The 22,898-nt window shown below is 35.1% G+C and carries 19 protein-coding genes; 10 read left to right on the top strand and 9 right to left on the bottom strand.

The genetic code is table 11. The features are described 5' to 3' along the window. Window positions 1-2 precede the first annotated feature (2 nt). The 3 genes from BZG02_RS16645 to BZG02_RS16635 form a co-directional block, all read right to left on the bottom strand. Entirely contained in the window at window positions 3-629 is a 627-nt protein-coding gene (locus tag BZG02_RS16645; RefSeq protein ID WP_101262828.1) for an MOSC domain-containing protein, read from the bottom strand. An 18-nt stretch (window positions 630-647) separates the two neighbouring features. Next, window positions 648-1,730 (bottom strand): toxin-antitoxin system YwqK family antitoxin, encoded by a 1,083-nt coding sequence (locus BZG02_RS16640; protein ID WP_101262826.1) that lies wholly within the window; start codon window positions 1,728-1,730, stop codon window positions 648-650. 63 nt (window positions 1,731-1,793) lie between these two features. Beyond that, on the bottom strand, window positions 1,794-2,621 hold the full coding sequence (locus BZG02_RS16635) for an alpha/beta hydrolase (RefSeq protein WP_101262824.1): 828 nt from the start codon (window positions 2,619-2,621) through the stop codon (window positions 1,794-1,796). Window positions 2,622-2,950: 329 nt separating this feature from the next. On the opposite strand from BZG02_RS16635, the gene BZG02_RS16630 reads away from it, so the two are divergent. The 6 genes from BZG02_RS16630 (at window position 2,951) to purU (ending at window position 9,737) form a co-directional block, all read left to right on the top strand. Further along, window positions 2,951-3,583, top strand: coding sequence for a peroxiredoxin (locus BZG02_RS16630; protein ID WP_101262821.1), 633 nt, complete (start codon window positions 2,951-2,953; stop codon window positions 3,581-3,583). 62 nt (window positions 3,584-3,645) lie between these two features. After that, window positions 3,646-4,026 (top strand): desulfoferrodoxin family protein, encoded by a 381-nt coding sequence (locus tag BZG02_RS16625; RefSeq protein ID WP_101262819.1) that lies wholly within the window; start codon window positions 3,646-3,648, stop codon window positions 4,024-4,026. A gap of 374 nt (window positions 4,027-4,400) precedes the next feature. Next, window positions 4,401-5,774 carry an alpha-amylase gene (locus BZG02_RS16620; RefSeq protein WP_101262817.1) on the top strand — a complete coding sequence of 458 codons (1,374 nt, stop codon included), beginning with the start codon at window positions 4,401-4,403 and terminating at the stop codon, window positions 5,772-5,774. Window positions 5,775-5,845: 71 nt separating this feature from the next. Further along, window positions 5,846-6,907, top strand: a complete 1,062-nt coding sequence (locus tag BZG02_RS16615) for a hypothetical protein (RefSeq protein WP_101262815.1) — start codon at window positions 5,846-5,848, stop codon at window positions 6,905-6,907. Between the two features lie 330 nt (window positions 6,908-7,237). Continuing rightward, the gene (locus BZG02_RS16610) at window positions 7,238-8,458 is read left to right on the top strand and encodes a 6-phosphofructokinase (RefSeq protein WP_101262813.1); all 1,221 of its coding nucleotides are present in this window, start codon (window positions 7,238-7,240) and stop codon (window positions 8,456-8,458) included. 418 nt (window positions 8,459-8,876) lie between these two features. Next, window positions 8,877-9,737, top strand: a complete 861-nt coding sequence (gene purU / locus BZG02_RS16605; protein WP_101262811.1) for a formyltetrahydrofolate deformylase — start codon at window positions 8,877-8,879, stop codon at window positions 9,735-9,737. An 83-nt stretch (window positions 9,738-9,820) separates the two neighbouring features. On the opposite strand, the gene BZG02_RS16600 is transcribed toward purU, so the two are convergent. The 5 genes from BZG02_RS16600 to BZG02_RS16580 all read right to left on the bottom strand — a co-directional run bounded on the left by BZG02_RS16600 (window position 9,821) and on the right by BZG02_RS16580 (window position 16,464). Next, the gene (locus BZG02_RS16600; RefSeq protein ID WP_180335759.1) at window positions 9,821-10,246 is read right to left on the bottom strand and encodes a DUF3859 domain-containing protein; all 426 of its coding nucleotides are present in this window, start codon (window positions 10,244-10,246) and stop codon (window positions 9,821-9,823) included. A 124-nt stretch (window positions 10,247-10,370) separates the two neighbouring features. Continuing rightward, the gene (locus tag BZG02_RS16595) at window positions 10,371-11,153 is read right to left on the bottom strand and encodes a ribonuclease H family protein (protein WP_101262806.1); all 783 of its coding nucleotides are present in this window, start codon (window positions 11,151-11,153) and stop codon (window positions 10,371-10,373) included. 257 nt (window positions 11,154-11,410) lie between these two features. After that, window positions 11,411-13,681 carry a hypothetical protein gene (locus BZG02_RS16590; RefSeq protein WP_101262804.1) on the bottom strand — a complete coding sequence of 757 codons (2,271 nt, stop codon included), beginning with the start codon at window positions 13,679-13,681 and terminating at the stop codon, window positions 11,411-11,413. After that, window positions 13,678-14,697: a hypothetical protein gene (locus tag BZG02_RS16585; RefSeq protein ID WP_143470502.1), complete on the bottom strand. Its 1,020-nt coding sequence runs from the start codon at window positions 14,695-14,697 to the stop codon at window positions 13,678-13,680. Before BZG02_RS16585 ends, BZG02_RS16590 begins: the two co-directional genes overlap by 4 nt. A 123-nt stretch (window positions 14,698-14,820) precedes the next feature. Next, window positions 14,821-16,464, bottom strand: coding sequence for a MutS-related protein (locus tag BZG02_RS16580; RefSeq protein WP_101262800.1), 1,644 nt, complete (start codon window positions 16,462-16,464; stop codon window positions 14,821-14,823). Window positions 16,465-17,185: 721 nt separating this feature from the next. Between BZG02_RS16580 and BZG02_RS16575 the strand changes: the two genes are divergently transcribed. Together BZG02_RS16575 and BZG02_RS16570 are read left to right on the top strand one after the other, a co-directional pair. Then, the gene (locus BZG02_RS16575; protein WP_101262798.1) at window positions 17,186-18,349 is read left to right on the top strand and encodes a hypothetical protein; all 1,164 of its coding nucleotides are present in this window, start codon (window positions 17,186-17,188) and stop codon (window positions 18,347-18,349) included. Window positions 18,350-18,495: 146 nt separating this feature from the next. Then, a complete protein-coding gene (locus BZG02_RS16570) occupies window positions 18,496-20,034 on the top strand; it encodes a BCCT family transporter (protein ID WP_101262796.1) in 1,539 nt (512 codons plus the stop codon). Window positions 20,035-20,216: 182 nt separating this feature from the next. Here BZG02_RS16570 and BZG02_RS16565 read toward each other — a convergent pair whose 3' ends face one another. After that, window positions 20,217-20,867, bottom strand: a complete 651-nt coding sequence (locus BZG02_RS16565; RefSeq protein WP_101262794.1) for a DUF6261 family protein — start codon at window positions 20,865-20,867, stop codon at window positions 20,217-20,219. Window positions 20,868-21,913: 1,046 nt separating this feature from the next. On the opposite strand from BZG02_RS16565, the gene BZG02_RS16555 reads away from it, so the two are divergent. Both BZG02_RS16555 and BZG02_RS16550 read left to right on the top strand, forming a co-directional pair. Next, window positions 21,914-22,285, top strand: coding sequence for a hypothetical protein (locus BZG02_RS16555; protein ID WP_101262790.1), 372 nt, complete (start codon window positions 21,914-21,916; stop codon window positions 22,283-22,285). A gap of 88 nt (window positions 22,286-22,373) precedes the next feature. Then, window positions 22,374-22,853: a hypothetical protein gene (locus BZG02_RS16550; protein ID WP_143470501.1), complete on the top strand. Its 480-nt coding sequence runs from the start codon at window positions 22,374-22,376 to the stop codon at window positions 22,851-22,853. The last annotated feature ends 45 nt before the right edge of the window (window positions 22,854-22,898 follow it).

The following is a 22,898-nucleotide window of genomic DNA, read 5'->3' as shown; positions in this document are numbered from 1 at the left end:
TCTTATTTCTTTAAATCTCTTTTACAACTTGCTGCCAGAGCAGGATCGGCTAATGCTTTTTCTAATTTCAACTGGTCTTTCGATGCTTCGTATAATAGGTAATACACTTCTCTTATCGACAAACTTTCCTCTCTCCTTTCCAGCAATATTAACTCATCTCCTTTATTTACTTCGCCTTCCTCCAGTACACGAATATAAACTCCTGGAAATCCAGCATCAATAAATTGGCGAACCATGCTATCACAATTAAAACGATAATTTAGTTTATAACAAGGCTGTCGGGGTTGGGTAACCTGCACCTTAGCATTTCCTATTCGAAAAACATCGCCAATTTTAATATTTCCTTCATCCAAATCGGAAATACTTAAGTTTTCGCCAAACATTCCGTAATCCCAATCTAAATCTGGAAATTTTTCTTTCCAAAAATCGTATTGAGCTTCAGAATACCAATAACATGCTTTATCGGCACCACCATGGTATTTTCTATCCATTACCGAATCGTTAACAACGTCATTTTTCCCTAAAAAAATTGCTTGATCCACCGCATACTTATACATGCCAGTTTTTTCAATTTTTCCGTGATAATTAATTGTTACGCTTTCGCCGATATTTGTGGAAACGACTTTCATTCCTGAATTTTAACTAATTTATTTTTTAAGAGATTGAAGAATGTATTCAAATTCCTCTTTTAAAATTTCATAATTCTCACTAGAACAATCTAATACCAATTCCATTCCTACTTCTGCCTGAAGAGAATGTAAAATAGTTGTGCTGCGTTCCTTACCCGATGAATCGGTATGATTTCCAAAATAAGCAATACTTTGCGGCAAAGAAAACTGGTTTTCCTCCTTTGGAATAACTTTCTTCACATCTACAGATAAACGCCTTCGGCGGTGCGAAGAATAATCAATCAAACCAAGATCTGTTGGAATTGCTTCCAAGCTAATTAAACAAGAAGCAAGATCTTCTGTTTCCTCCGTATCATCCAATGCTAATCTGTAAAAAAGAAAGCTTAATCTATCATCAATCATGTATTTCTCCGACAAATACCACACTCCTTCTGGAAAACTTATATTTACAGCTGCTCCATCAATAAAATAACTAGTTTGATATAATTCCTCGGCAATCGGCCTACCATCTTCCGATAGATAAGTCCAAATTCCATGTTTAATTCCTTTATTAAACTTCCCCATATGAGAAATATTACCATTCGGATAATAATAAATAGCTGGTCCGTTTAAGGTATCATTTAAAAATTTCACACTTAAACTAGCTTCTCCACTTTCAAGAAACTCGGAATAAACACCATTTGCAATATTATTTTCGGCTAAAAATTCTTTTTCCTTCTTTCCATTTTCCCACCAATAGGTTATTGTACCTTTTTGTTGACCATTTACAAATTGAAATTCTTTTTTCAGACTTCCCGAAGGATAAAAATCGCGACTAATTCCATCTTCCACCGCAAATTTATTAAAACCTACTTCGTAAATGCGGTTCCAATCTATCACTGCTTGCAACGCCTTGTAATGATACTCCGACAGCAATACATTATCAATACTAAAATCTTTTACCAAGAATTGATTCTCTGCAATTTTATTTATGGTAGAAAAAAACTGAGCGCTTTCCTTCTCAACCGGTATCCAAACCTGATTAAAATATACAGTATCCTGAGCGATGACCTGCAAAGGAAGAAGCAACAGAAAAACAAACACAAAACGGGTAAATTTCATAAAAATTAAGATTAGAAATACTTCTTTACAAAATAGATAACTTTTCGATAGTAAGCGAAGAAATTAGCGACAATTTCTATTTCTGCTTCGCTCGTGAAATTTTAAATGAGCCAAGCCATTTAGCATGTCTTCCTCACTATAATAATTCCAATAAGTATCGAACCCATGCTCAACTCCATGTAATATTTCAAAAGAATGGTCAATTGAATTTTCTCTTAAAAACTGATGTATTTCAAAACTCGCCCTACGATTCTTCATCCGAACAAAACTATCTTCGGTACCAATTTCGAGACGAAGAGGTGTTGCCTCTCTTTTTATCATCGCTAAATTATTTCGGCCTTGCAAAAAATTATTATCCAAAGTATAATCACTAACATAGCCCATGGCTAAAATCGACGAAAATAAATTCGGATACTTTAAATAGTAATGAATTGCACCGGCAGCTCCTCGCGAATGTCCTTCAATCGAAATTCGCGTTCCCTGATTTCCAGCATTAAATGAATTCTGACAAAATTGAAGGAATTCGCCTCCTTTCTCTTGTATCAAAAGACTTTCGTTCTCCTCCGTAAACCACTGTACATTATCCCGATTATTATCGCCACGGATACCTGCAATTACAACTGGCTCTATATCACCACTTAATATCCATTTATTTAATTGTTCTGCTTGCACATATTTATTAAAAGTACCCTCGTCACCACCTTGTCCATGCAAAAACAAAACCAAAGGGTAAGTTTCCTCCTTATTCCAATTAGGAGGCAAATAAACAAAATAAGGCACCCAGGATCTTACCTCCGATTCAAATATCGATATATTTATTTTTCCCGCGCAATCTTTAAAATCAGTTCGCTCTAAAATATGATCAAACACCTGTATTTCTTTCCTATTCATTAATCATTTCTATTTGTAAAAGCTTTTTTCAAGCTCCAAATTATTCATTCCTCAACAAGTAAATTTTCTTGCTCTCTATAAAAAATAGATAGTTGCTACAAAACTAAAAATTATCAACCAAATAAAAACTTTATAAAGCGTATCCATTACCAAAAATTGGATGTCTCTAAAAGACTGATTACTTCAAAAAGTTTATCCCCGATGATATTAATTCTCTCGATGCAGGTATAAATATTATTGATTCATATAATTTGTACCTTATTCAAATCAATTCTACATTTGTGATAGTAAAAATAAACACGATTAATAATCATTAAAAACAAAATATAATGCAAACTTTAATTGGCAAAAAAGCACCTTCATTCTCAGCTGGAGCTGTTATTAACGGAAATCAAATTGTGGAAAATTTTTCATTGGATCAATTTATTGGAAAACAAGAAGTAGTATTCTTCTTCTACCCTCTTGATTTTACTTTTGTTTGTCCAACCGAATTAATCGCTTTTCAAGAAAAACTAGCCGAATTCGAAGCTAGAAACGTAGCTGTTGTTGGTTGTTCTGTTGATTCGGAATATTCTCACTTTGCATGGTTGAATACAGAAAAAAATAAAGGTGGAATTAAAGGAGTAACTTATCCTTTGGTTGCCGATTTATCAAAAACCATTTCGGAAAACTATGGCGTTTTGGCATCGGAGTACGATTACGACATGGAGGGAAATGCAGTATCTACAGGAGCTCCTGTTGCTTACCGTGGTTTATTCCTTATCGATAAAAAAGGAAATGTTCGTCACTCGGTAATTAACGATTTACCACTAGGCCGAAGCGTTGACGAAGCCATTCGTATGGTAGATGCATTGCAACATTTCGAAGAAAATGGCGAAGTTTGTCCTGCAAACTGGAACAAAGGTAAAAAAGCAATGCAAGCAACTTCCGATGGTGTTGCTGATTACTTGAGCAAAAACTAGTAACAAAACGAAAATAATCCTCTCACCCCGATTTATTGGGTATAAAATCAAAAAAACAAAACATGAAAATTAACAGGTATCAAGACATTAACACCATTGATGGTGAAGCTAAGAAAGATTACATCGACCGACATTCTGCATTCGTTCACTGCGAAGACACCGCTAAAAAAGGCGAGAAATTCAAAGTAAAAGTGAAAATTGGTGATGCTTATTCTCATCCAGATGATTTAGATCATTATGTAGCTTGGCTTCAACTTTGGGATGGTGAAAAAATGTTAACACAAGCTACTTTCTCAACAGGAATTTTAGGTGGCGAAGCAAATCAGGCTGAAGTTGATTTTTACGTAGTACCATCTCGTAAAATGAAACTAACTGCTACTGCATTTTGCACAAAACATGGCTTGTGGCACTCCGATGAAAAATTAGTAGAAGTTGCAGAATAACTTCTCGTTGATAAATAGTATAAAACAGGGAAATCTCAATTGATTTCCCTGTTTTTTTTTCAACAATTCAATATACTAAGCTCCCAATTAAACTACTCAATATCAAATCTCCTGCCAATATTCTTTAGTCATCTCAAGCTCATTGATATCAGTTACTGTTAAAAATCCCTCCATTGAATACGATTCAATCCTCCCTCGCAAACGTTTGTTATGTTTTTTCATCAATTTCTTCAATAAATAAAACCTGCAAATTTACATTTAATCGTAAATTTTAATACGACGCTCTCGAAAATAGGAAACAAATAAATCATGACTATAAATAATTATTAAAATCAAACATTCAATTAATTTACAACTACTTAAATTTATTCCTTATGAAAAGAAGAGACCGATTTTACCTAAATTTAACGCTCATACTTAGTTTGGGATTACTATTTTCCTCTTGTTCCAAAGATGAAATTACGGAGCTTCAACCAAAAGTTCAGAGCACAGAAGCCTTAAACACCAAAACCACCAATAATGCAGGCGTGTTAATGCAAGCTTTTTATTGGGATGTACCTTCAGGTGGCAATTGGTGGAACACTATTGATTCTAAAGTTTCCAGCTGGAGTAATGCAGGTTTTAATGCCATTTGGTTACCACCTGCTTCCAAAGCTCAAAATGGAAAATATTCTATGGGCTACGATCCTTTCGACTATTATGATTTTGGACAATACAACCAAATGGGATCAATAGAAACTCGTTTTGGATCAACTACAGAATTACAAAACCTAATTAATTCTGCTCACAACGAAGGATTACAGGTATATGCCGATATTGTTATTAATCACAATAGTGGAGGAGCATCTGAAAACAATCCATACACAGGAACAGATACATGGACAGACTTTAATCCTTTATCTGGTTTGTTCGATCGAAACTACAACGATTTTCACCCTAACGATATCGAAACAAGTGACCTAGGTGCTTTTGGTGGATTTCCCGACTTGTGTCATAAAAAGACTCATGTACAGGATTGGTTGTGGAATAAATCCAACTCTGTAGCTAAATACTACAAAAATGTTATGAACTTTGATGGTTGGCGTTTTGATTACGTAAAAGGGTTTAATCCATGGGTTGTAAAAGAATGGAATGCTTCTGTAGGAGGATTTTCGGTTGGGGAATTATGGGACGGCGATGTAAATTACCTTAACTGGTGGGCTAATGAAGCCAATTCCTCCGTATTCGATTTTGCTTGTTACTATGCAATGAACGATGCTTTTGATGGGAATGATCTTACCAAACTAAACAATAACATGATGTGGAAACAAAATGCAACCAAAGCGGTTACATTCGTAACCAATCACGATACAGATGAAATATGGAATAAAATACTCGCATATTCATATATTCTAACTCACGAAGGATACCCATGTATCTTTTATCGTGATTATGAAGAATGGCTGGACAAAGCTAAAATGAACAATTTAATCTGGATTCATAACAATTTGGCTAGTGGAAGCACATCCATTTTATATAGTGATAATGATGAATACATAGCACGTAGAAACGGATGGAATAGCTCCGGATTAATTATTTACATCAACAGTTCTAACAATTTTCAGGAAAGATGGATTGAAACCAATTGGTCCAGCTCAACAATTAAAGATTACACCGGAAATTCAAGTTGGGAACCAGTAACCCAGAGTGGCAAATGGGTTAAAATTCAAGCTCCACCTCATGGCTATACCATTTGGTCTACAAAGTAATTTAATCGAGAAGTCATGACTTCTTCAACAGCTGTCATGACTTTCTCTTACTGTTTAAAAATCATATAATTATGCTTACTCGTTTATTATTAACGCTTTTTTTTATTCATCTTATAGTAGCTTGTTCTCATCAAGATAAATTAGTATTACCAAATAAATTAGAAAAACAATATCCTCTAAAATTCGAAACAAAAAGCGAAATAAACACAAACGGAATTTTCATAAATTCCGGTCTATGGGCTAATGCAACAGGAGATACTTTATTGTATTACGCACAAATTCAAAACAATAGAAATTCGTCAATTATAATTTCCCCCTACTTACTTCAAATTCAAACACAAGAAAATTACCGCAGCAGTCCTATTTCAGAAAAAACTAAAACAGAACTTCTCCCTAATTGCACAAAAACATTCGTTTATAAATTTGTACCCATAAATAATAAATATTTGTTCACAAGAACAGAAAAAAGAGGTGATCTCGATAGTTGTTATTTTATTCATCTTAATTTCATTCAAGATCTAAATAATCATTCAATTACAAATCGTACTATTAAATTCAATGCAAACGCAGAATTATTTTCAAATTATCACAATAATTTTGCTAACGAACATTCAATCAATCTATATGAACTAAGGAAAGAAAATCATAACACCGAAGAAATTCAACTGAACTACCTTAAAAAATTACAAAACAAACCATTCACAAAACACGCCGTTATTAAAGATAATCCTCATTCCAACCTTCAATTTTCTGAAACAGAAATTGTGATAGATGGAATTGTACTAAGCACAAAATTTTACCATTTTAACGACAGTCTTTTCTTAAATCTTAAATTAATTAATCACAGCAATAATTATTTAAATTTCTCGCCCGATTCTATACAAATAATTAGTAGCGATTCTGTGTATGGGCAAATAACAAAGCATCAGGTAGTAAATGCTGTTACAAAAACAGAAGGATATAAATCTATCATTAAAAAAGGTGACAGACTGCAAACGCAAATTAACTTTGGTTATTTTAAACATCCTCCTTTGGAAATAAAAGTAGATTTTACCACGCTCAAACTTCATCCTCAAGAAATAAAAGTGTTCACATTTAACCCTACATTCGAAAAAAGTGAAAAGCTTTTTTAATACCAATTAAATAGGCTAACAAAAGCTGTTAAAACACATCCTGTCTTTACAAAAACAGAATCGCCTCAACAGCTTTAAAATATTGTTTAACAGTTACTTATTCATTCTAAAATTAAGATCAGGGCGCTTCCCACCTGCAAACCAGCCACCGCTCGGGCCAGGCTTTCCGTTTCATCCCGATAGCTATCGGGACCTCAACATAGCCTTCGCTACAGGAAGCTTTCGGGGTTCCACTACAATCCTTAACGCAAAACACCCGAATACTATAAGCTATGTTTTCCAAATTCCTTTATCTTTGCCCAATCTTTAAAATAAAACATCCATTTATCAATGAAAGAATCTGTTGTAATTTTGTGTGGTGGTGGTCCAGCTCCGGGCATTAACACCGTAATTAGTAGTGTAGGAAAAGTATTTTTAAAAAAAGGCTACCGTGTAATTGGCTTGCACGAAGGTTATAAAGGCCTTTTTTCAGCAGAGCGTAAAATGGTTGATTTCGACTTTGAAACTCTTGATGGAATATACACAAGAGGAGGTTCTCATCTTAAAATGAGTCGTTTTAAACCTAAAAATACCGATTTCTCAACCGATTTTTTTGTTGAAAACAATGTAAAACTATTGGTTACCATTGGTGGAGATGACACTGCATCAACAGCCAATCGAATTTCTAAATATCTGGAAGAGAACAAGGTAAACATTTCCAACATTCACGTCCCAAAAACCATCGACAACGATCTACCATTACCAGAAGGATCGCCAACATTTGGTTTTCATTCTGCAAAAGACGAAGGCGTTAAGATTGCAACCACCGTGTACGAAGATGCCAGAACTTCTCAGAACTGGTTCGTTTTAGCAGCTATGGGTCGCGAAGCAGGACATTTGGCTTTCGGCATTGGTACTGCCTGTCACTTTCCAATGATTATTATTCCTGAAATGTTTAACAAAACAAGCATTTCGTCCGATAAAATTGCTCAATTGGTAATTTCGTCCATCGTAAAAAGAAGAATAATGGGATTAAATTATGGTGCTGCCATTATTAGCGAAGGAGTATTCCACTTTATGAGCGATGAAGAAATTAAAAGCACCGGCGTTAATTTCACCTACGATGCTCACGGACATCCTGAGTTGTTCAACGTAAGTAAGGCTCATGTTTTTAATATGGTAATTCAACGCAAAATGAAATCCTACGATCTAAACATCGGAACCCGTCCGGTTGAATTGGGATTTGAGGTTCGTTGTTGCAGACCAATCGGTTTCGACCTTAGTCTTTGTACCCTGTTAGGAAATGGAGTGTACGATTTGTTCCAACAAGGACATTCGAAATGTATGGTAACTGTTGATCCTATTGGAAATACTGCCCCTCTATTTTTAAAAGATGTAGAAGACGAAAACGGAAAGGTAAAACCACGATTGGTAGATGTAAACAGTGAGCACGTGCAATCTGTATTGAACTACAATCTGCATTACCTAACTGCCGAAGATGTTGAAGCAGCAAAAGAATATCTGCCAGATGCAGAAAACTACATTTTCACAAAAATTTTGAATTGGGAGTAAGGTTTTAAAGTGTATAGAATAGAAACCAATACCTTGTGGTTGCGAAGAATCTCATTCCTAAAGAATAAAATACCAAAGTAAAATAAACTACCGAGTACAAAAGAACTCGAAATATACAGCCCAGGGTAATGAAGCAAACAGTTTCATTCCTGGGTTTATTTTTCCCTATAAACTACTCCTATCTATAATCTTATATCAACAAACTAAATTATAATATCACAACAATAAATAGCTGTTTCGCAATATTTATTGCTCGTTCTAATTATTTATTTGTAATTCATAATTCATAATTCTCCAATTTTTCTATTTTTGCAGAACACACCACTTACCTAACGGATTATTCGTTCAAAATTCAAGCAAATTAGTACCTTGAAAATAATTCACGGAACTCATTCTTCCGATAACTAATGAAACGATTATGTCTGAAAACAATGTAAACGCATTTTTACTCTTCACTTGTCCGGATAAAAACGGAATTGTAGCCAAAATCACCCACTTTATATACGAAACAGGCGGTAATATTATCGATTTGGATGAGCATGTAAACCAGAATCAGCAGTTTTTCTCTTTACGAATTGCTTGGAACATGAGTAATTCTACAATTCCTGCTTCCCAACTTCATGAAGCTTTCGAACCAATTGCTCAGGCATTTAATGCACACTGGAGAATTGAGTTCTCGAATCAGAAACAACGCGTAGCTATTTTCGTATCGAAATACGACCATTGTCTTCAGGAAATTTTGTGGCGCTATAACATGAGCGAATACGATATTGAAATTCCTTTGATTGTATCCAATCATCCCGATTTGAAACCAATTGCCGATGCTGCGGGAATTCCCTACCATGTTTTTCCTATAACTAAAGAAACTAAGGCAGAACAAGAGACCAAGGAAATTGCTTTACTAAGAGAGCACAATATCGATTTGGTTGTATTGGCTCGCTACATGCAGGTATTATCGTCCAACTTTATTCGCGAGTTTAAAAACAAGATTATCAACATACACCATTCCTTTTTACCTGGATTTGTAGGTGGTAATCCATACAAACAAGCTTACGAACGAGGTGTGAAAATGATTGGAGCAACCAGTCACTTTGTAACCGAAGATCTGGATGAAGGACCAATTATCGAGCAAGATATTATGCGTATCACGCACAAAGACACCATTAAAGATTTAATCCGTAAAGGTCGAGATTTGGAGCGTATTGTGCTAGCTAGAGCCCTTGGCTACAAAGCAGAACACCGAATTATTGTGGATGGCACCCGAACCATTGTTTTTTAATTAATTTAAGAAATTGTTCAAATACAAAATGGTCTTCCGAACTGTATTCGAAAGACCATTTTGTATTTTTAGTAAAACTCACTTTATTCTGTCATAATAAATGTCTGACTGCACATGATCTCATCCTCATAAATAATCTCAAAAATCCATTCTCCTAACTGCAATTCCCAATCAAATTCGAATGTGTAAAAGTCAGTACCCAATTCATCCACATAAGCATCTTTTTCCTCTGTGCATTCAATAAATTGTTCCATATTAATCGGATTCACCAATTTAGGATGTCTAATTCTACACACATAATCAACCAGTTCCGCTTCTTCTAAATCATCTTCGAACTCATAACTTATTCCAAAACTTAAACCAACTTTAGGAGATATAACATCGGTTCTCTCCAAAAATTCCATATCGTAAGAATGCAAAAAGTATCCTGTCGTACTACCCGGAACAATGTCTTTCTTGGTCTCTCCTATCGCTTTACAAATTCCGTAATCAACTATTTTTATATTCATTATTGCCTTTTTAAACCTATTGATAGCCTCCATTTGAATGAGGACAGCAAAACTACAGTTTTTTTTTGTCATAATTCCTAATCAGAGTATGCTTCTCAAAAAAGGGTTCGAGGCACAAATCCGTTTATTTTTCACCATTAGTAGATTCTTTGGCTAACTGATGGCAAAAATCTTGCTTCTCATTTCCAGAATGTCCTTTTATCCATTTAAACTCCATCAATTTCCCTTCGCAAAGCCGATTCATTTTTTGCCAATCTTTTGCGAATTTAACCTCCTTACCATGAGCCGTTTCCCAATTGTTATGTTGCCAGAAATGAATCCACTGCACAAGTCCACGTATTACAAAGCGACTATCGGTATTTACTTGAATTTTTTCAACAGATTCCAGATGTTCTAAGCCTTCCATAACCGCCAGCAACTCCATTAAATTGCTACTTCCCTGCTTAAAAGACTGATGATAGATATGTTGTTCCCCATTGGGAGTTTCGGTAAAACCACCATAACCCGACTGCTTTCTTTCCGAAGCATACGATCCATCAGCAAAAATTTTATGAATGCCTTTTAGTTCCGTTTCACTGGTGGTAATTTTTAGTTGATCGTTCCGCCGATCTACTCGAATATAGTGTTGGAAATCTGCTTCTTTCACAAATCTAAAACCGTCAAAAAACACACAATGAATTGTTTGTCCAAGTCGTAATCCGCCTTTAATTGCCGAGCGCATTACCTTCTCGAACTGGAATTGAATTTTACGAACGACTTCTACCAAAATAGAATCGTCTAAATACACAACATTTCCTTCTTCAGGAAAATAAACAATACGCATCCTCTCCTTTTCATCGGAAAGGAAACAATCTATTTCCTGCTCTTTTATGGCCTGAATCTGAACGGTTATTTTTATTGCTTCCAATCTATTTATGAATTATTTCTGCAACTTAGCTCTAATTCAGGGAATCTGCCTAAAATAGCAGTACATTTTTTTATCTATCAACAAAAAACACTTTTTTTAACGATACGAAACAAGCAACTTTATAATAGAAAGTTGCTTGTTTTTGTTTAGCCCGAATATATAAGTAATTAGAAATCAATAATTACAATACAAGCTGTATGTCAGTTGATTATAAATAATAAAATACAACAACACATTACTCATAGTACTTATTTATTTTAATGCGATGAACTATACAATCTAAAATAGCTACAATGATTAATAATCATATCATGAAATTTTGTTTCTGAATAATCTGCTTTCAACACCTTAAAACTCTTATATTGAGGCAATTCAATTTCACAATACTCATTCAAACTAACTTCGAAAGTAGCATCACTTCCCTCGTTATAATACTTATTCAATTCACATTTTGCCATTAAATAAAGGCATCTGGCATTCAATTCCTTATCTGTTGATAGGTCAATCACTGCCTGATAGTACTCCATAGAAATATCACTTAATCCAAAATATTTTTTATTGTAAGAAGTGATATTGGAAAGGTTATAACCTTTTCTGCTTGCAATTATATCCACCCCATTTTTATTATCTCGGTAATTATCTCCTGCATAATTAATATATCCATAATCGCAACAGTTCCCATAATTGAGTAAAGCACCTCGGTAATATCCTGTATTGGAGATATTATAATAAAAATTTGCCAGCAAATAGTTCGCTAATTTCGATTTCCATTGCTTTTCGTTAGCAGTCAGCTTTTCCAATTCAATTAAATAAACAGCCAAATCATAAATAGAAAAATCGGTTTTAATAAAAGAGAAAACATCTGCCTTGTAAACTTCATCGAGCATCACCCCCTCCTCCGGACAATCAAAACATTCTATAATATTATTACTAAATATTCTCTTCGATAAAGCGATTGTACTACATAAATTATTGCTTTTGCCAAAATGCTCCAATGCTAATTCGGTATTTTTCTGATACAAATAATAGATTCCTTTCTGATAGTTCAGATAATCCATAAACTCGTATTTACTGCCCTTTTTATTCAAAAGCTCGTTCTCATAATCGCTTTTATTGGGTTTATTGTAGAAAACCTCCAGAGCATCTAGTAGCTCAATAGAATTAATATGCTCTCCTAATTGCAATGTATTGTGAACCAAAAATGCTTTTGCAATTTGATTATTCTTATAGTAAGTATTTGCAATTTTCTCCTGAATAAAACCTTCCAATTCGGAGTCTAATTTAAATACCTGAGAAATAAAGTTTTCATTTTCGGTAGAAATCGTTTCCCAGCTAAACACCTTGTAAGCAATAGCAAGCATCTTTTTTTGATGCGAAAAAGATTTTACTGCCTCCAGCTTTTTTTGTGCTTCTGGTATATTTTTCTGTATAAAAGACAAATACGAACTCGCCATTCTCCAGAAATCCTTATTGTTCACCTTCTGATTCGCAACCTGTAAATCGGTAACAGCTAATAACTCATTATAAATTTCGGTAGGCTCTAAATTAGGTAGTGTTTTATCCTCTACTCCAATACCTATTGGCCAAACATCACGCTCCACATTATTTAAGGCACGCATAAATAAAAGCTCAAGTCGAAGATCGTTAGCATCTAAGGCCATAAACCTTTCAATATTATCTATCTCATCCGAAAAACTACGTAAACTTGTAATTAAAAGAAAATCTTTTTCATCTTCAATTCCATTCGCAAAAGATCGGCCATCGGCCTCGTTTGAAGTACAAAAATTAAAACTTACAAATGCCGATTTTTTTCTATCGATACTCTTACTCACAATTTTAGTAAATAAATAAGCCGCTTTTTCGTAATTCTCGGTAGAATAATAGCAACCAGCCACCTGATCAAGAATGTAATAGTACATTTCATTCTTTTCTATTTTATTTTCAATTTTTGCTTCAAAATAGCGAATCGCTTCGTCCCATGCTTTTGAATAATGCATGATACGAATAAGTTGGTAGTAGTAACGTGTTTGTAATTGAGAATTGGTTTCGCTACTCATCAATAAATTTGCTTTTTCTAGTAAAGCAGTGACGTCTACACTTTTCTCTTCGATAATCTCCTCGTAATCCCAAGAATTTCTTCTAGTTCTATAACTAAAAGCCTCGCTACACTCCTGTGCAAAATCGATATACAATTTCGCTCTTTTTTCTGTTTCGGACTGCTTGTTGCTCCAGTCAAAACCTTCTGATTTGTAAATTGCACTTTCAATTTCTTCGGTACTCCAATTGGTGAGTAGCTTTTTCCATAAATTCACATTCCCTTCGGGATAAACCATTTCCTCGGGTTCGGAATAATAACTATCTCCATAAAAAGCATTGTATTCATCCCTTAAAAATGGATAAAACTCTTTTGCCGAAATATTAGTCTGCGAAAACAAATTGTAAAAATACATTCCTTCCCAATCGCCACCACCGCAAGCAAATGTTGCAGATGATATAAATACCAATAAATAAGTTAAAATACTCTTCATAATTTCTCGACTAATTCGCTAAGGTTGATATTCGAAAGAGAATTTTTATCCAAATGATAAAATAGGATCTCGTTCGTGATTAATTTACTTTGTTTTATTGTGTTATAAGAATCCACAATTTCGGTAACCGCTAATTCTTCCAACTTAATTCCATAAGCTTCGCTCAAATAAAACCCTTTGTAAAGCGTATCTTTTACTACTTCGAATTGACTCGTATTTATTTGTTTAAAATGCTTATCGTTCTCGAACGTTGGTCTATCTACACTGTTAATTATTTTAATTTTATTGTCCTTATTTTTTATCACCGTTTGTGAAAAAAGAGGCAACGCAATATTCAATGGCATAGGATATTTAGTGTCGGCAGTAATATACTGTTTCACAATGCTATTTTGCAAAATAGAATTTTGATCAAAATCTTTTAAATCTCCCACATTATAAACCATCAGAGTCCCTTTTTTCACTGGAGGCACACCTGTTTTTTCTTTAAATTTAATTTGATGCAAACGAATGGTTACATCCAAATCAAATTCATCACTCAAACTTTCCAGCAATTCAAAATAGGCATATTTGGTACTTTCGGTCCAATCGCAATCAATTTGAATTTGCGAAATATCCTTCTTAAAATGTTTCTGACTGATCTGATGAACCAAATCTTTAATTCGATTGGATAGTTTTTGCACCTCCAAATTAGAAACCTGAAATACTTGATTGGTGATGTAAACAACAGGAACAATTTCAAAATTCTGATAAGCTGGGTCTACCTCTTTTAATACGTAGGTAGGAAAAATACCATCATCGTACCAATTGGCTTCGTGTTCGGATACAATATCAAAATAGTGCAAGTATATTTTATGTGTATTTGTACTCTTTAAAGCTTGCTGATATTGCTGATTAATTGTCGCTTTCGACTTCCAATGATAAAAAGAAACGACCTTCTTTGTCGCATCTTTTTGAGAACAGGAGGCTGTTATGAGAAGCAATAATAAGCCTGAAACCAAATGAATTTTCATTTTCAAAATCTACAGTTTTATAATTTATAGTAATGCCTCAAAAATAGTAATTTTACTTAATTATAAATCATGCGTACTATCGAACTTTAACAAATTCTGGTTCATAATTAATAACTAAACTCGTTCACTTCAAAGTCTGTTTCGATCCAGTTCTGTCGCTAATGCTATCGCCTCTTCAATTATTTCATCCGGGTAACCGTTAATTTCAAGAATTCGGATGGCATTTCTATTTTTTAGCTTGCCTTCTTTCAATTTGTAATCGAAATCGACCGATTTATCACTTACAATCTCACTAAAGTGATACAATTCGTATTCATCCTCCAGTAAATCGGTTAATTCGATATCGTGAGTAGATACGAATACCCGATTGTTATTTCTTGTGAGCGCAGACAATACCGCTTTTCCTGCAGAAATTCTTTCGACGGTATTGGTACCTTTAAAAATCTCATCCAACAAGAATAAATTGACTGTGCCCTTGTCGGCATTATCAATCATATCCTTAATGGTGAGAACCTCTTCGAAGTAATAACTCCTGTCATTCATAAGATCATCGCTAATGCGGATGGCTGAATGGATGCAAGTGCGTGGAATCACCATCGATTTTGCAAAGCAAGTATTTATCGTTAATCCCGTAACTACATTGATGCCTATGGCCCGAATAAAAGATGTTTTGCCCGACATGTTAGAACCCGATAATAATATTGATTTGTCGTTTACAGTAATGTTATTTCGAACGCAATCAATTAGTAAGGGATGATAAATCTTATTTGCTTTAATCTGACCATTCTCCTCATCGATTTTAGGAATACAACAGTCGGCCCCTTTTCGTAAGGAAGCAATAGATAGTAGCGCATCGATTCGTCCCACAAATGTGAAAACCTCCTCAATTTCCTTTCTTCTTGTATCCAAACGTTTCAGCACGCCAAACAAAAGCAATGGCTCTAGCAGAAATAAAATTTTGAACAACTCTAAAAAGGACCAAAAGATCACTTGAAAATCACCTTCTATTTTCGATTCCAATTTAAAGAAGAGCATTCTATTTCGCACCTGATCGAGTATTTTTATAGATTCAGACAATAAAGGACTTAGCTTTTTTAATTGTTCATCTTGAAGAAAATTATTCGCGACCTGTTTCAAAACCATAAGCTGAGGAATAGAATCGGAATAAGTCGACAAGTTTTTCTTATTCCACAAATGGAAACAGATATTAATAATGAAAACGCCAATTAAGACTAAAAACATATGAGGATTAAAAGGCAATAAAATAAGTGATAAGATGCTTGTAAAGGATAACAAACGCATCACAAAAAACCATTTTGCTTGTTCCAAATGTTCTTCCTGAAACAAACCTGAAACAAAATAAGCCTCTCGTCCATTTAGTTTCTCCAACTCAATTTGCACCTCTACCCTAAAATCAGAATCGTTTGTAAATTGGGCAATCAGCTCTTCATCCACATCCAAATTTCCATCTTCATGCGAAATCACCCTTAATTTATTGTACAGGTGTTGTTGTCCTATTTTTGAATTTGTCCGATCTAAGAACATGAACAGCTCTTCGAAATCCAAATCGTCACAAGTTTTATCAGAAATCACCTGTAGAGTTTTTGTATGTTCTTTATTCTTAAAATATTTTTCTATTAGTTCAAAATTGAAAGAAGTGTCTTTTAGCTTTCCGAAGGAATTAAGTAGCTTTTGAGATTTATTTTTCTTGCCTTTAAAGGTGAGACTTGTAAAAAAAGAGTTTAAATACTTAAAGTATGTGATTATTCTCATGAATTTAATTCCTAAACATTAAGTTTTATTATAAAAAATAGAATAGTGACAACGAACATAGTTTAAATAAGCGAAAAATACAATACTATGATTACTTAACGATTCATCTGTTTCATAATGCTTCCCCACCGTTTCGCGAAGGCATGAAGAAAATCGACCGATTTATCACTTACAATCTCACTAAAGTGATACAATTCGTATTCTTTCTGCAATAAGAAAGCAGTACAAAACTTGTTGATTGGAAATCCCACTTTAACTGGAAGCCCGAAAAATAGATTCGTTAGCGTGTAGTGCTACTATATTGTAGCTTGAATGTTGACAGATTCGTTTTTTCTTGCAAAAAGATGTATCAATTCCACTTTAACGAACCAGAAACACAAGAGTACAGTTATTCCTCTCGCTATTAGAATATAGTGCAACATTTACTTAACCGCCACAAGGCATAATTCCATCTAACTACAAATGAAACAGCTTACTAAACAGTTTTTTAAAATTGCGAAAAAGTAATTAATACTTATCTTTGCGCGCTATGGGATTAAAACCAAGTCAACTTCACGATAAAAGGAATACCAGAATCTATAGTTTTCAGTTTCTTATTTTTAGAATTCTGTCGAATAAATTCCTACCCCCATCATTCCAATAAACCAAGCTTATATCCCGAAAGGGTAGATCTAATTACATGCAATAATTGCTGCATGTTATAATCATTTAAACTACATCTATGTTTTATTTAAAAACGTGGCTGGGGATTTGTTTCCTTGCGTCCACTATTTGCGTTCACGCTCAAGAAAAAGCTACTGTTGATATTGGCGGTGCGCTTCGATTCAATTACAACTATTCAAGCTGGAAGGAAGCACAAAAAAAACGTGGCGGCGATTTAGGCTTCGATGTATTCCGATTAAATGCAAAAGCCAAATACAAGGGATTAAAACTAAACGCAGAATATCGTTTCTATTCCGAAGATTTTGGAGGAGCCATGCTGAAACAAGGCTGGATAGCTTACGATTTTACGAAAAATGACGAGTTGCAATTCGGATTAACTCAAGTGCCATTTGGTATCACCACCTACAATTCAAATTCCTGGTTTTTTAGCTTAAACTACTATGTTGGTTTGGAAGACGATCACGATATGGGAATAAAATATACTCACCAAGGAGAAAATTGGGATTACAGTTTTGCCTTCTTTAAAAATGCCGAAGAACTTCGCTTTGGAAGTAATTCTGATGTTTCGAATAGTCGTTATTCCTACGATGTTGGTTCGATTGACTTGAATGGCGATGGCAATTTGAATATCAGAAACAAAGAGGTGAATCAATTGAATGGAAACCTAAGCTATAAAATTGATCGTGCAAATGCACAGCATCATTTGGGGATATCGGCACAATATGGAGGTCTGTTTAATTTAGACACCGAAGAAACAGGAAACCGATATGCTCTTGCTGCCTATTACGAGCTAAAGGCTGGTAAATTTGGTATAAAAGCTCAGGTAGCCAACTACAAATACAATCCCGAAAATATTGATGGCGAACGCGATGATGTTGTTGCCATGACTGCCTATGGAGCTCCTTATTTGGTTGCCGCCGAAGCGAGTATCTATACGCTTGGTGTAAGCTATTCCATTCCTCTGGAATGGGGGCCGATATCGAGCGTGGTAATTTACAACGATTTTGGATACATGGATAAAGCCGAAAGTAATTTCGAAAGTTCGATGATGAATGTAACGGGTGCTCTATTTACTGCAGGCAATATCTACACCTATTTCGATTTGGCAGCAGGAAAAAATCAGCCTTGGCTAGGATCTGAATGGACCAATGCTCTAGCTTCAGGCGCTCCCGATGCCGACTGGGAAATGCGTTTCAATATTAATATAGGCTATTACTTTTAATCAATAGTTCGTGAGACATGAGATGATTTGCAAGCTATTTATAATCAACAATATCGACAAAACACAACAGATTGCAAATAAACTCATTATCGAGGCATTACAAAAACTTAACGAACCATTATTTAATCAAAAAGGAATTTTATAGGATGAGTAAAATAATACGGAGTGATAAAAAAACATTTTTAGGAATAAAAGCCAACGGACCGGTTTTTATTACCTCTTTACTGGTAATATTTACCCTGGTATGTACCACATTAATTGTTGGTAAACCAATGGAGCAATGGTTTGCCCACACTCAAGATTATGTAGCCGATAAAGTAGGATGGCTCTTTATTCTATTGGTAAATGGCTTACTAATTTATGCCTTGTACTTGGGTTTCGGAAAATTTTCTGATATCCGAATTGGTGGAAAAGATGCCAAACCTGAGTTTTCAAGAAAAGGTTGGTTCTCGATGCTTTTTAGTGCCGGTATGGGAATCGGACTTTTATTTTGGAGTGTAGCAGAGCCTATCTTTCATTTCAACAGCAATCCTTTTCTAAAAACAACCGGAGGAGATGTATTTGCGGCAAAAACAGCTATGGGTATTACCTTTTTGCATTGGGGCGTTCACGCTTGGGCATTGTATGCCATTGTTGGGGTTGCCTTGGCTTTTTTCACCTTCAACAAAAAACTGCCCCTTACCATCCGATCCATTTTTTATCCCCTACTGGGAGATAAAATATATGGCCCTATAGGGGATATTATTGACATTATCTCGGTAATTGCAACCATATTTGGCTTGGCAACATCCCTGGGCTTGGGAGCTCAACAAATTAATGCTGGTCTGGGCTATCTTTTTCAGGTAGAAATTAGCAATGCCGTACAAATTATTATTATTGTAGCAATTACAATTTTAGCAACTCTCTCCTTAATTTTAGGATTGGATAAAGGAATACGAAAGCTGAGCGAATGGAACATGCAGCTAGCAATCTTCCTACTTGTTTTTATGTTGATAGTTGGTCCTACTCTTTTCATATTCAAATCTTTTATCCAAAACATTGGACACTATATCGATACTTTTTTCGAAATGAGTTTTTGGACAAATAGTTACAACGGTGTAGATAAAGTAAAGAACTGGCAAAGTTCTTGGACTGTTTTCTACTGGGCATGGTGGATATCCTGGTCGCCTTTTGTTGGAATTTTTATTGCCCGCATCTCGAAAGGACGAACTATTAAAGAGTTTATTTTTGGTGTTTTGTTGGTGCCAACCCTACTAACCATGCTTTGGTTAACGGTATTTGGAGGATCGGCAATTTATCAGGAGTTGATGGGAAACCACGCCATTACCGAAGCGGTAAATAAGAATGTGGCAACGGCCATTTACCATCTTCTCGAACAATACCCATTAACCACATTTTCGTCGATTTTAACAGTAATACTGGTGGCTAGCTTTTTTGTCACCTCTTCCGATTCGGGTTCTTTTGTGGTAGACACGCTTACCTCTGGTGGCCGACACGATGCTCCTAAAGGACAAAAGATTTTTTGGGCTTCGATGGAAGGTTTACTTGCTGCAGTTTTGTTAGTTGGTGGTGGATTAAAAGCCCTGCAAACAGCATCGATACTAACAGCAATTCCCTTTGCAGTGATTCTAATAATCATGTGTTACAGTTTTCATAAATCCTTACAGGAATATATCGAAGAGTAAAAATAACAGCATACATTAATAGAAAAGAGATGTGACACTTGCTTACATCTCTTTTTTTGTGCCAGCAAATGGCTTGCCTTGGCAGAAAACCAAAAGCACAAACACCGAAGAATAGCACAAAAAAAGGGAGTCAAATGGCTCCCTCATCACTAATATTAGTTGTATGTGGTTAAAATATAATTCTATTCCTGATCCGAATCCTGACCGTGTTCCGAATTGCGGGAGCCACGTAATTTATGATTCACCTCAATTTTCTGAATACTGCCATTCACATTTTTAATGATTGTATCCAGTGCACCGCCAGTGCGCAAACCCGACATCGACTCCATGTATTTAAACATATCCACCATAGCGTTACTTAAAGCCTCGCGATATATTTTGGTAATTTCGTAGCCCAAGGCTTCCGCTTCTTTGCTTTTGCGATTTGCAATATTAAATAGAATTGCATCCAAAGCATTCTGAACAGTACTAATAAAACTTTGCGCCCCAATCGTTTCAATTGCCTGCTTCATTTCGGCCTTGCCATCGCAATCGGTCAAAAACATTTTAGCCTTGGCATTTTGTTCCTGATAACTCTCTGTGTGCAAATTATAGTCGTGTATCTTGCATAAATTATTCAGTAAATTAGCTGCTTTTCTTTTATCAGCATCCGAATTCAACATATAGGCCTTCAAATAAAACTTTAAGCCACGCCACGCATTATTAAAAAGAGTATCGGCTTCCTCTATATCTTTGGTTTCGGGTACGGTGTTTATCCTATTCAATTGCTCTTCGAACTTTTGCAAACTGGTTTTTACCTGTGTATAAAACCTTCTACCTGCAATCCAGCCCAATCTTAATCGCTGGTAATTTTTAGCACATCATTTCCTAAAGAAACTAGCTCGGCATTTCGAAACCAGGAAAAATTAAATGTTTCAATTTTCATGTTTTACTGTTTTTGGGTTACTATTTTTGGGTTTATAATTAATTAACAATAATAAAAAATTAATTTCGATACTTTTGGCATTTAAAAACACGATGCTTTTTATGCGGATTAAGCAATCTTCTCTAATTGATGCTCTTTTCTGCATCCAAAACCATGCTCCAACTTTCGTGTTTGCCTTCTTTTTTATAAAAAAGTCGCTTTCTACTTTTGTTGATGTCTCCTTTTTATTGCCTGCCAAGCTTTCCACTCCAGTAAACAATTAGTCCCGCAAGTCTGGGAAGCCTTAATTTATTGACTTTTTTACTATTTATTGGCTTTTCTCCCTCTCTATTACCAGCAACACCTTCTTTCCCAACACCAACAATCCCTTTTTCTATTTATTTGGATTATTCCTCCTGCCCCGCACCCATCCATTTAACAAAACGGAATGAATTTAAAACATTTTTAGCAAATAATTACACACCCTTATGTTTTTTATTTATCGGAAGTATATTTCATTATGTAACCAATCCCTATTTATCTGGAAAAATATGCCACTTTACGTGGATTATTTTTTTTTGATTACTACTCCCACCATGGTAAAATAATAACGATAGACCCCAAAAACAAGAAAAACTACCAACTACAAACACTAATGCGCTCATTTTAAAAACAAACAAGTCACATTACACTTGGAAATGCAACAAGCCAAACCTCCCTAAAACACAATAGTCTGCAAATATTCCTACTACAGCAAAAAGCATTGTCCCGTCAATAATTTTATAATTTGACCGGTAAAAGCGAAACTACTTCCGCTATTTATGGTTACCTTGGACTTCGAAAAAATAAAACCTCCTTTTTGACATATTGAAAGTCGCTGAAGGGGTTTATTTGGAAAGGATTTTTGAATAAAAAGCCCCTTAGGCAATAACAACTAATAATTACTAATAAAAAAACTACACAGTAGCACCCCTTATGGAAAAATTTAAAAATGCTCTTAACATAGTTCTTATCCTACTCGTTGCTTTGGTCTTGTATTTTGTAGTAGCAGGCAACAGTCAGTTAAAGCAGGCACAACACACCATTAAGCAGGTAAATACCGAATTATCGGTACTTAAAGATAGTATTAGCAGTACGCAACAATCGCTTGGTGTGGTAATTCGCAAGTTGGAGTTTGCCGAAACCGAGCTAAAGATTCTTCGAACCGAACGGGATATTCTGGAATTGGAAGCCCAGCAAAAACTAACAAAAGATCTGAACCAATTACAGGTATTAAAAGAGAAAATTGCAAACAAAGAAGCTCAACAAAAAGCACTAAAAGAAACCGCCCAAAGCTTCGAACTTTAAACAAAAAAAACACATGAAACAAAGCATTGTATTAATACTTATTTTAGTGTGCTTCGGCCTCTCTGCCCTGGCCCAAAACGCTGGCAAAATGAAAAATTATTCGCAACAATATTGCACTTCGAACGAAACGCCCCTGCAATTGGTTGCTGGCGACACCCTGGTGGTAGCATGCGATACCATGTTCTTAATTAATAAAATTCGTTACGAGTTTTACAAAAAAATCCATCAAGCTACCCTCGAAAATAACAGCAACTCCTGTACTAGTTTGTTACTTGCTTTCGAAAACCGATTGAAGGATCATGAAGCTAGCTACAGCCAAATATTGGCCAACAGTAAACGTAGCGAACAAATTTCTCTCGATATTATTGCGAACACCAAAAAATCGCTGGAAAACACCCAGCAAAGTTTGCTTGCTAACCAACACTCTCTCGACGAAGCCATGGTAAAACTCGAACGTGCTAATGAACTAATCCGTAAAGAGAAATGGAATGCCACCGGACAAAAAGCTCTCACTGGCATTGCGGGCATAGGTGTTGGAATACTTATTGGAGTTTTGGTTACTAACTAGTACCAAGTTGAAGCCTTTCAGGCTTCTTACACCATTCGATCATTC

This window comes from Labilibaculum filiforme, from assembly GCF_002843315.1.
GTDB lineage: Bacteria > Bacteroidota > Bacteroidia > Bacteroidales > Marinifilaceae > Labilibaculum > Labilibaculum filiforme.
This window is presented reverse-complemented; position numbering and strand designations above follow the sequence as displayed.

Bases quoted from the DNA above. Each gene is read 5' to 3' on its own strand.
- BZG02_RS16575 (WP_101262798.1), top strand. From the start codon at position 17,186: ATGTTTTATTTAAAAACGTGGCTGGGGATTTGTTTCCTTGCGTCCACT.
- BZG02_RS16590 (WP_101262804.1), bottom strand. From the start codon at position 13,681: ATGAAGAGTATTTTAACTTATTTATTGGTATTTATATCATCTGCAACA.
- BZG02_RS16645 (WP_101262828.1), bottom strand. From the start codon at position 629: ATGAAAGTCGTTTCCACAAATATCGGCGAAAGCGTAACAATTAATTAT.
- BZG02_RS16610 (WP_101262813.1), top strand. From the start codon at position 7,238: ATGAAAGAATCTGTTGTAATTTTGTGTGGTGGTGGTCCAGCTCCGGGC.
- BZG02_RS16635 (WP_101262824.1), bottom strand. From the start codon at position 2,621: ATGAATAGGAAAGAAATACAGGTGTTTGATCATATTTTAGAGCGAACT.
- BZG02_RS16570 (WP_101262796.1), top strand. From the start codon at position 18,496: ATGAGTAAAATAATACGGAGTGATAAAAAAACATTTTTAGGAATAAAA.
- BZG02_RS16580 (WP_101262800.1), bottom strand. From the start codon at position 16,464: ATGAGAATAATCACATACTTTAAGTATTTAAACTCTTTTTTTACAAGT.
- BZG02_RS16555 (WP_101262790.1), top strand. From the start codon at position 21,914: ATGGAAAAATTTAAAAATGCTCTTAACATAGTTCTTATCCTACTCGTT.
- purU (WP_101262811.1), top strand. From the start codon at position 8,877: ATGTCTGAAAACAATGTAAACGCATTTTTACTCTTCACTTGTCCGGAT.
- BZG02_RS16550 (WP_143470501.1), top strand. From the start codon at position 22,374: ATGAAAAATTATTCGCAACAATATTGCACTTCGAACGAAACGCCCCTG.
- BZG02_RS16630 (WP_101262821.1), top strand. From the start codon at position 2,951: ATGCAAACTTTAATTGGCAAAAAAGCACCTTCATTCTCAGCTGGAGCT.
- BZG02_RS16640 (WP_101262826.1), bottom strand. From the start codon at position 1,730: ATGAAATTTACCCGTTTTGTGTTTGTTTTTCTGTTGCTTCTTCCTTTG.
- BZG02_RS16615 (WP_101262815.1), top strand. From the start codon at position 5,846: ATGCTTACTCGTTTATTATTAACGCTTTTTTTTATTCATCTTATAGTA.
- BZG02_RS16625 (WP_101262819.1), top strand. From the start codon at position 3,646: ATGAAAATTAACAGGTATCAAGACATTAACACCATTGATGGTGAAGCT.
- BZG02_RS16620 (WP_101262817.1), top strand. From the start codon at position 4,401: ATGAAAAGAAGAGACCGATTTTACCTAAATTTAACGCTCATACTTAGT.
- BZG02_RS16600 (WP_180335759.1), bottom strand. From the start codon at position 10,246: ATGAATATAAAAATAGTTGATTACGGAATTTGTAAAGCGATAGGAGAG.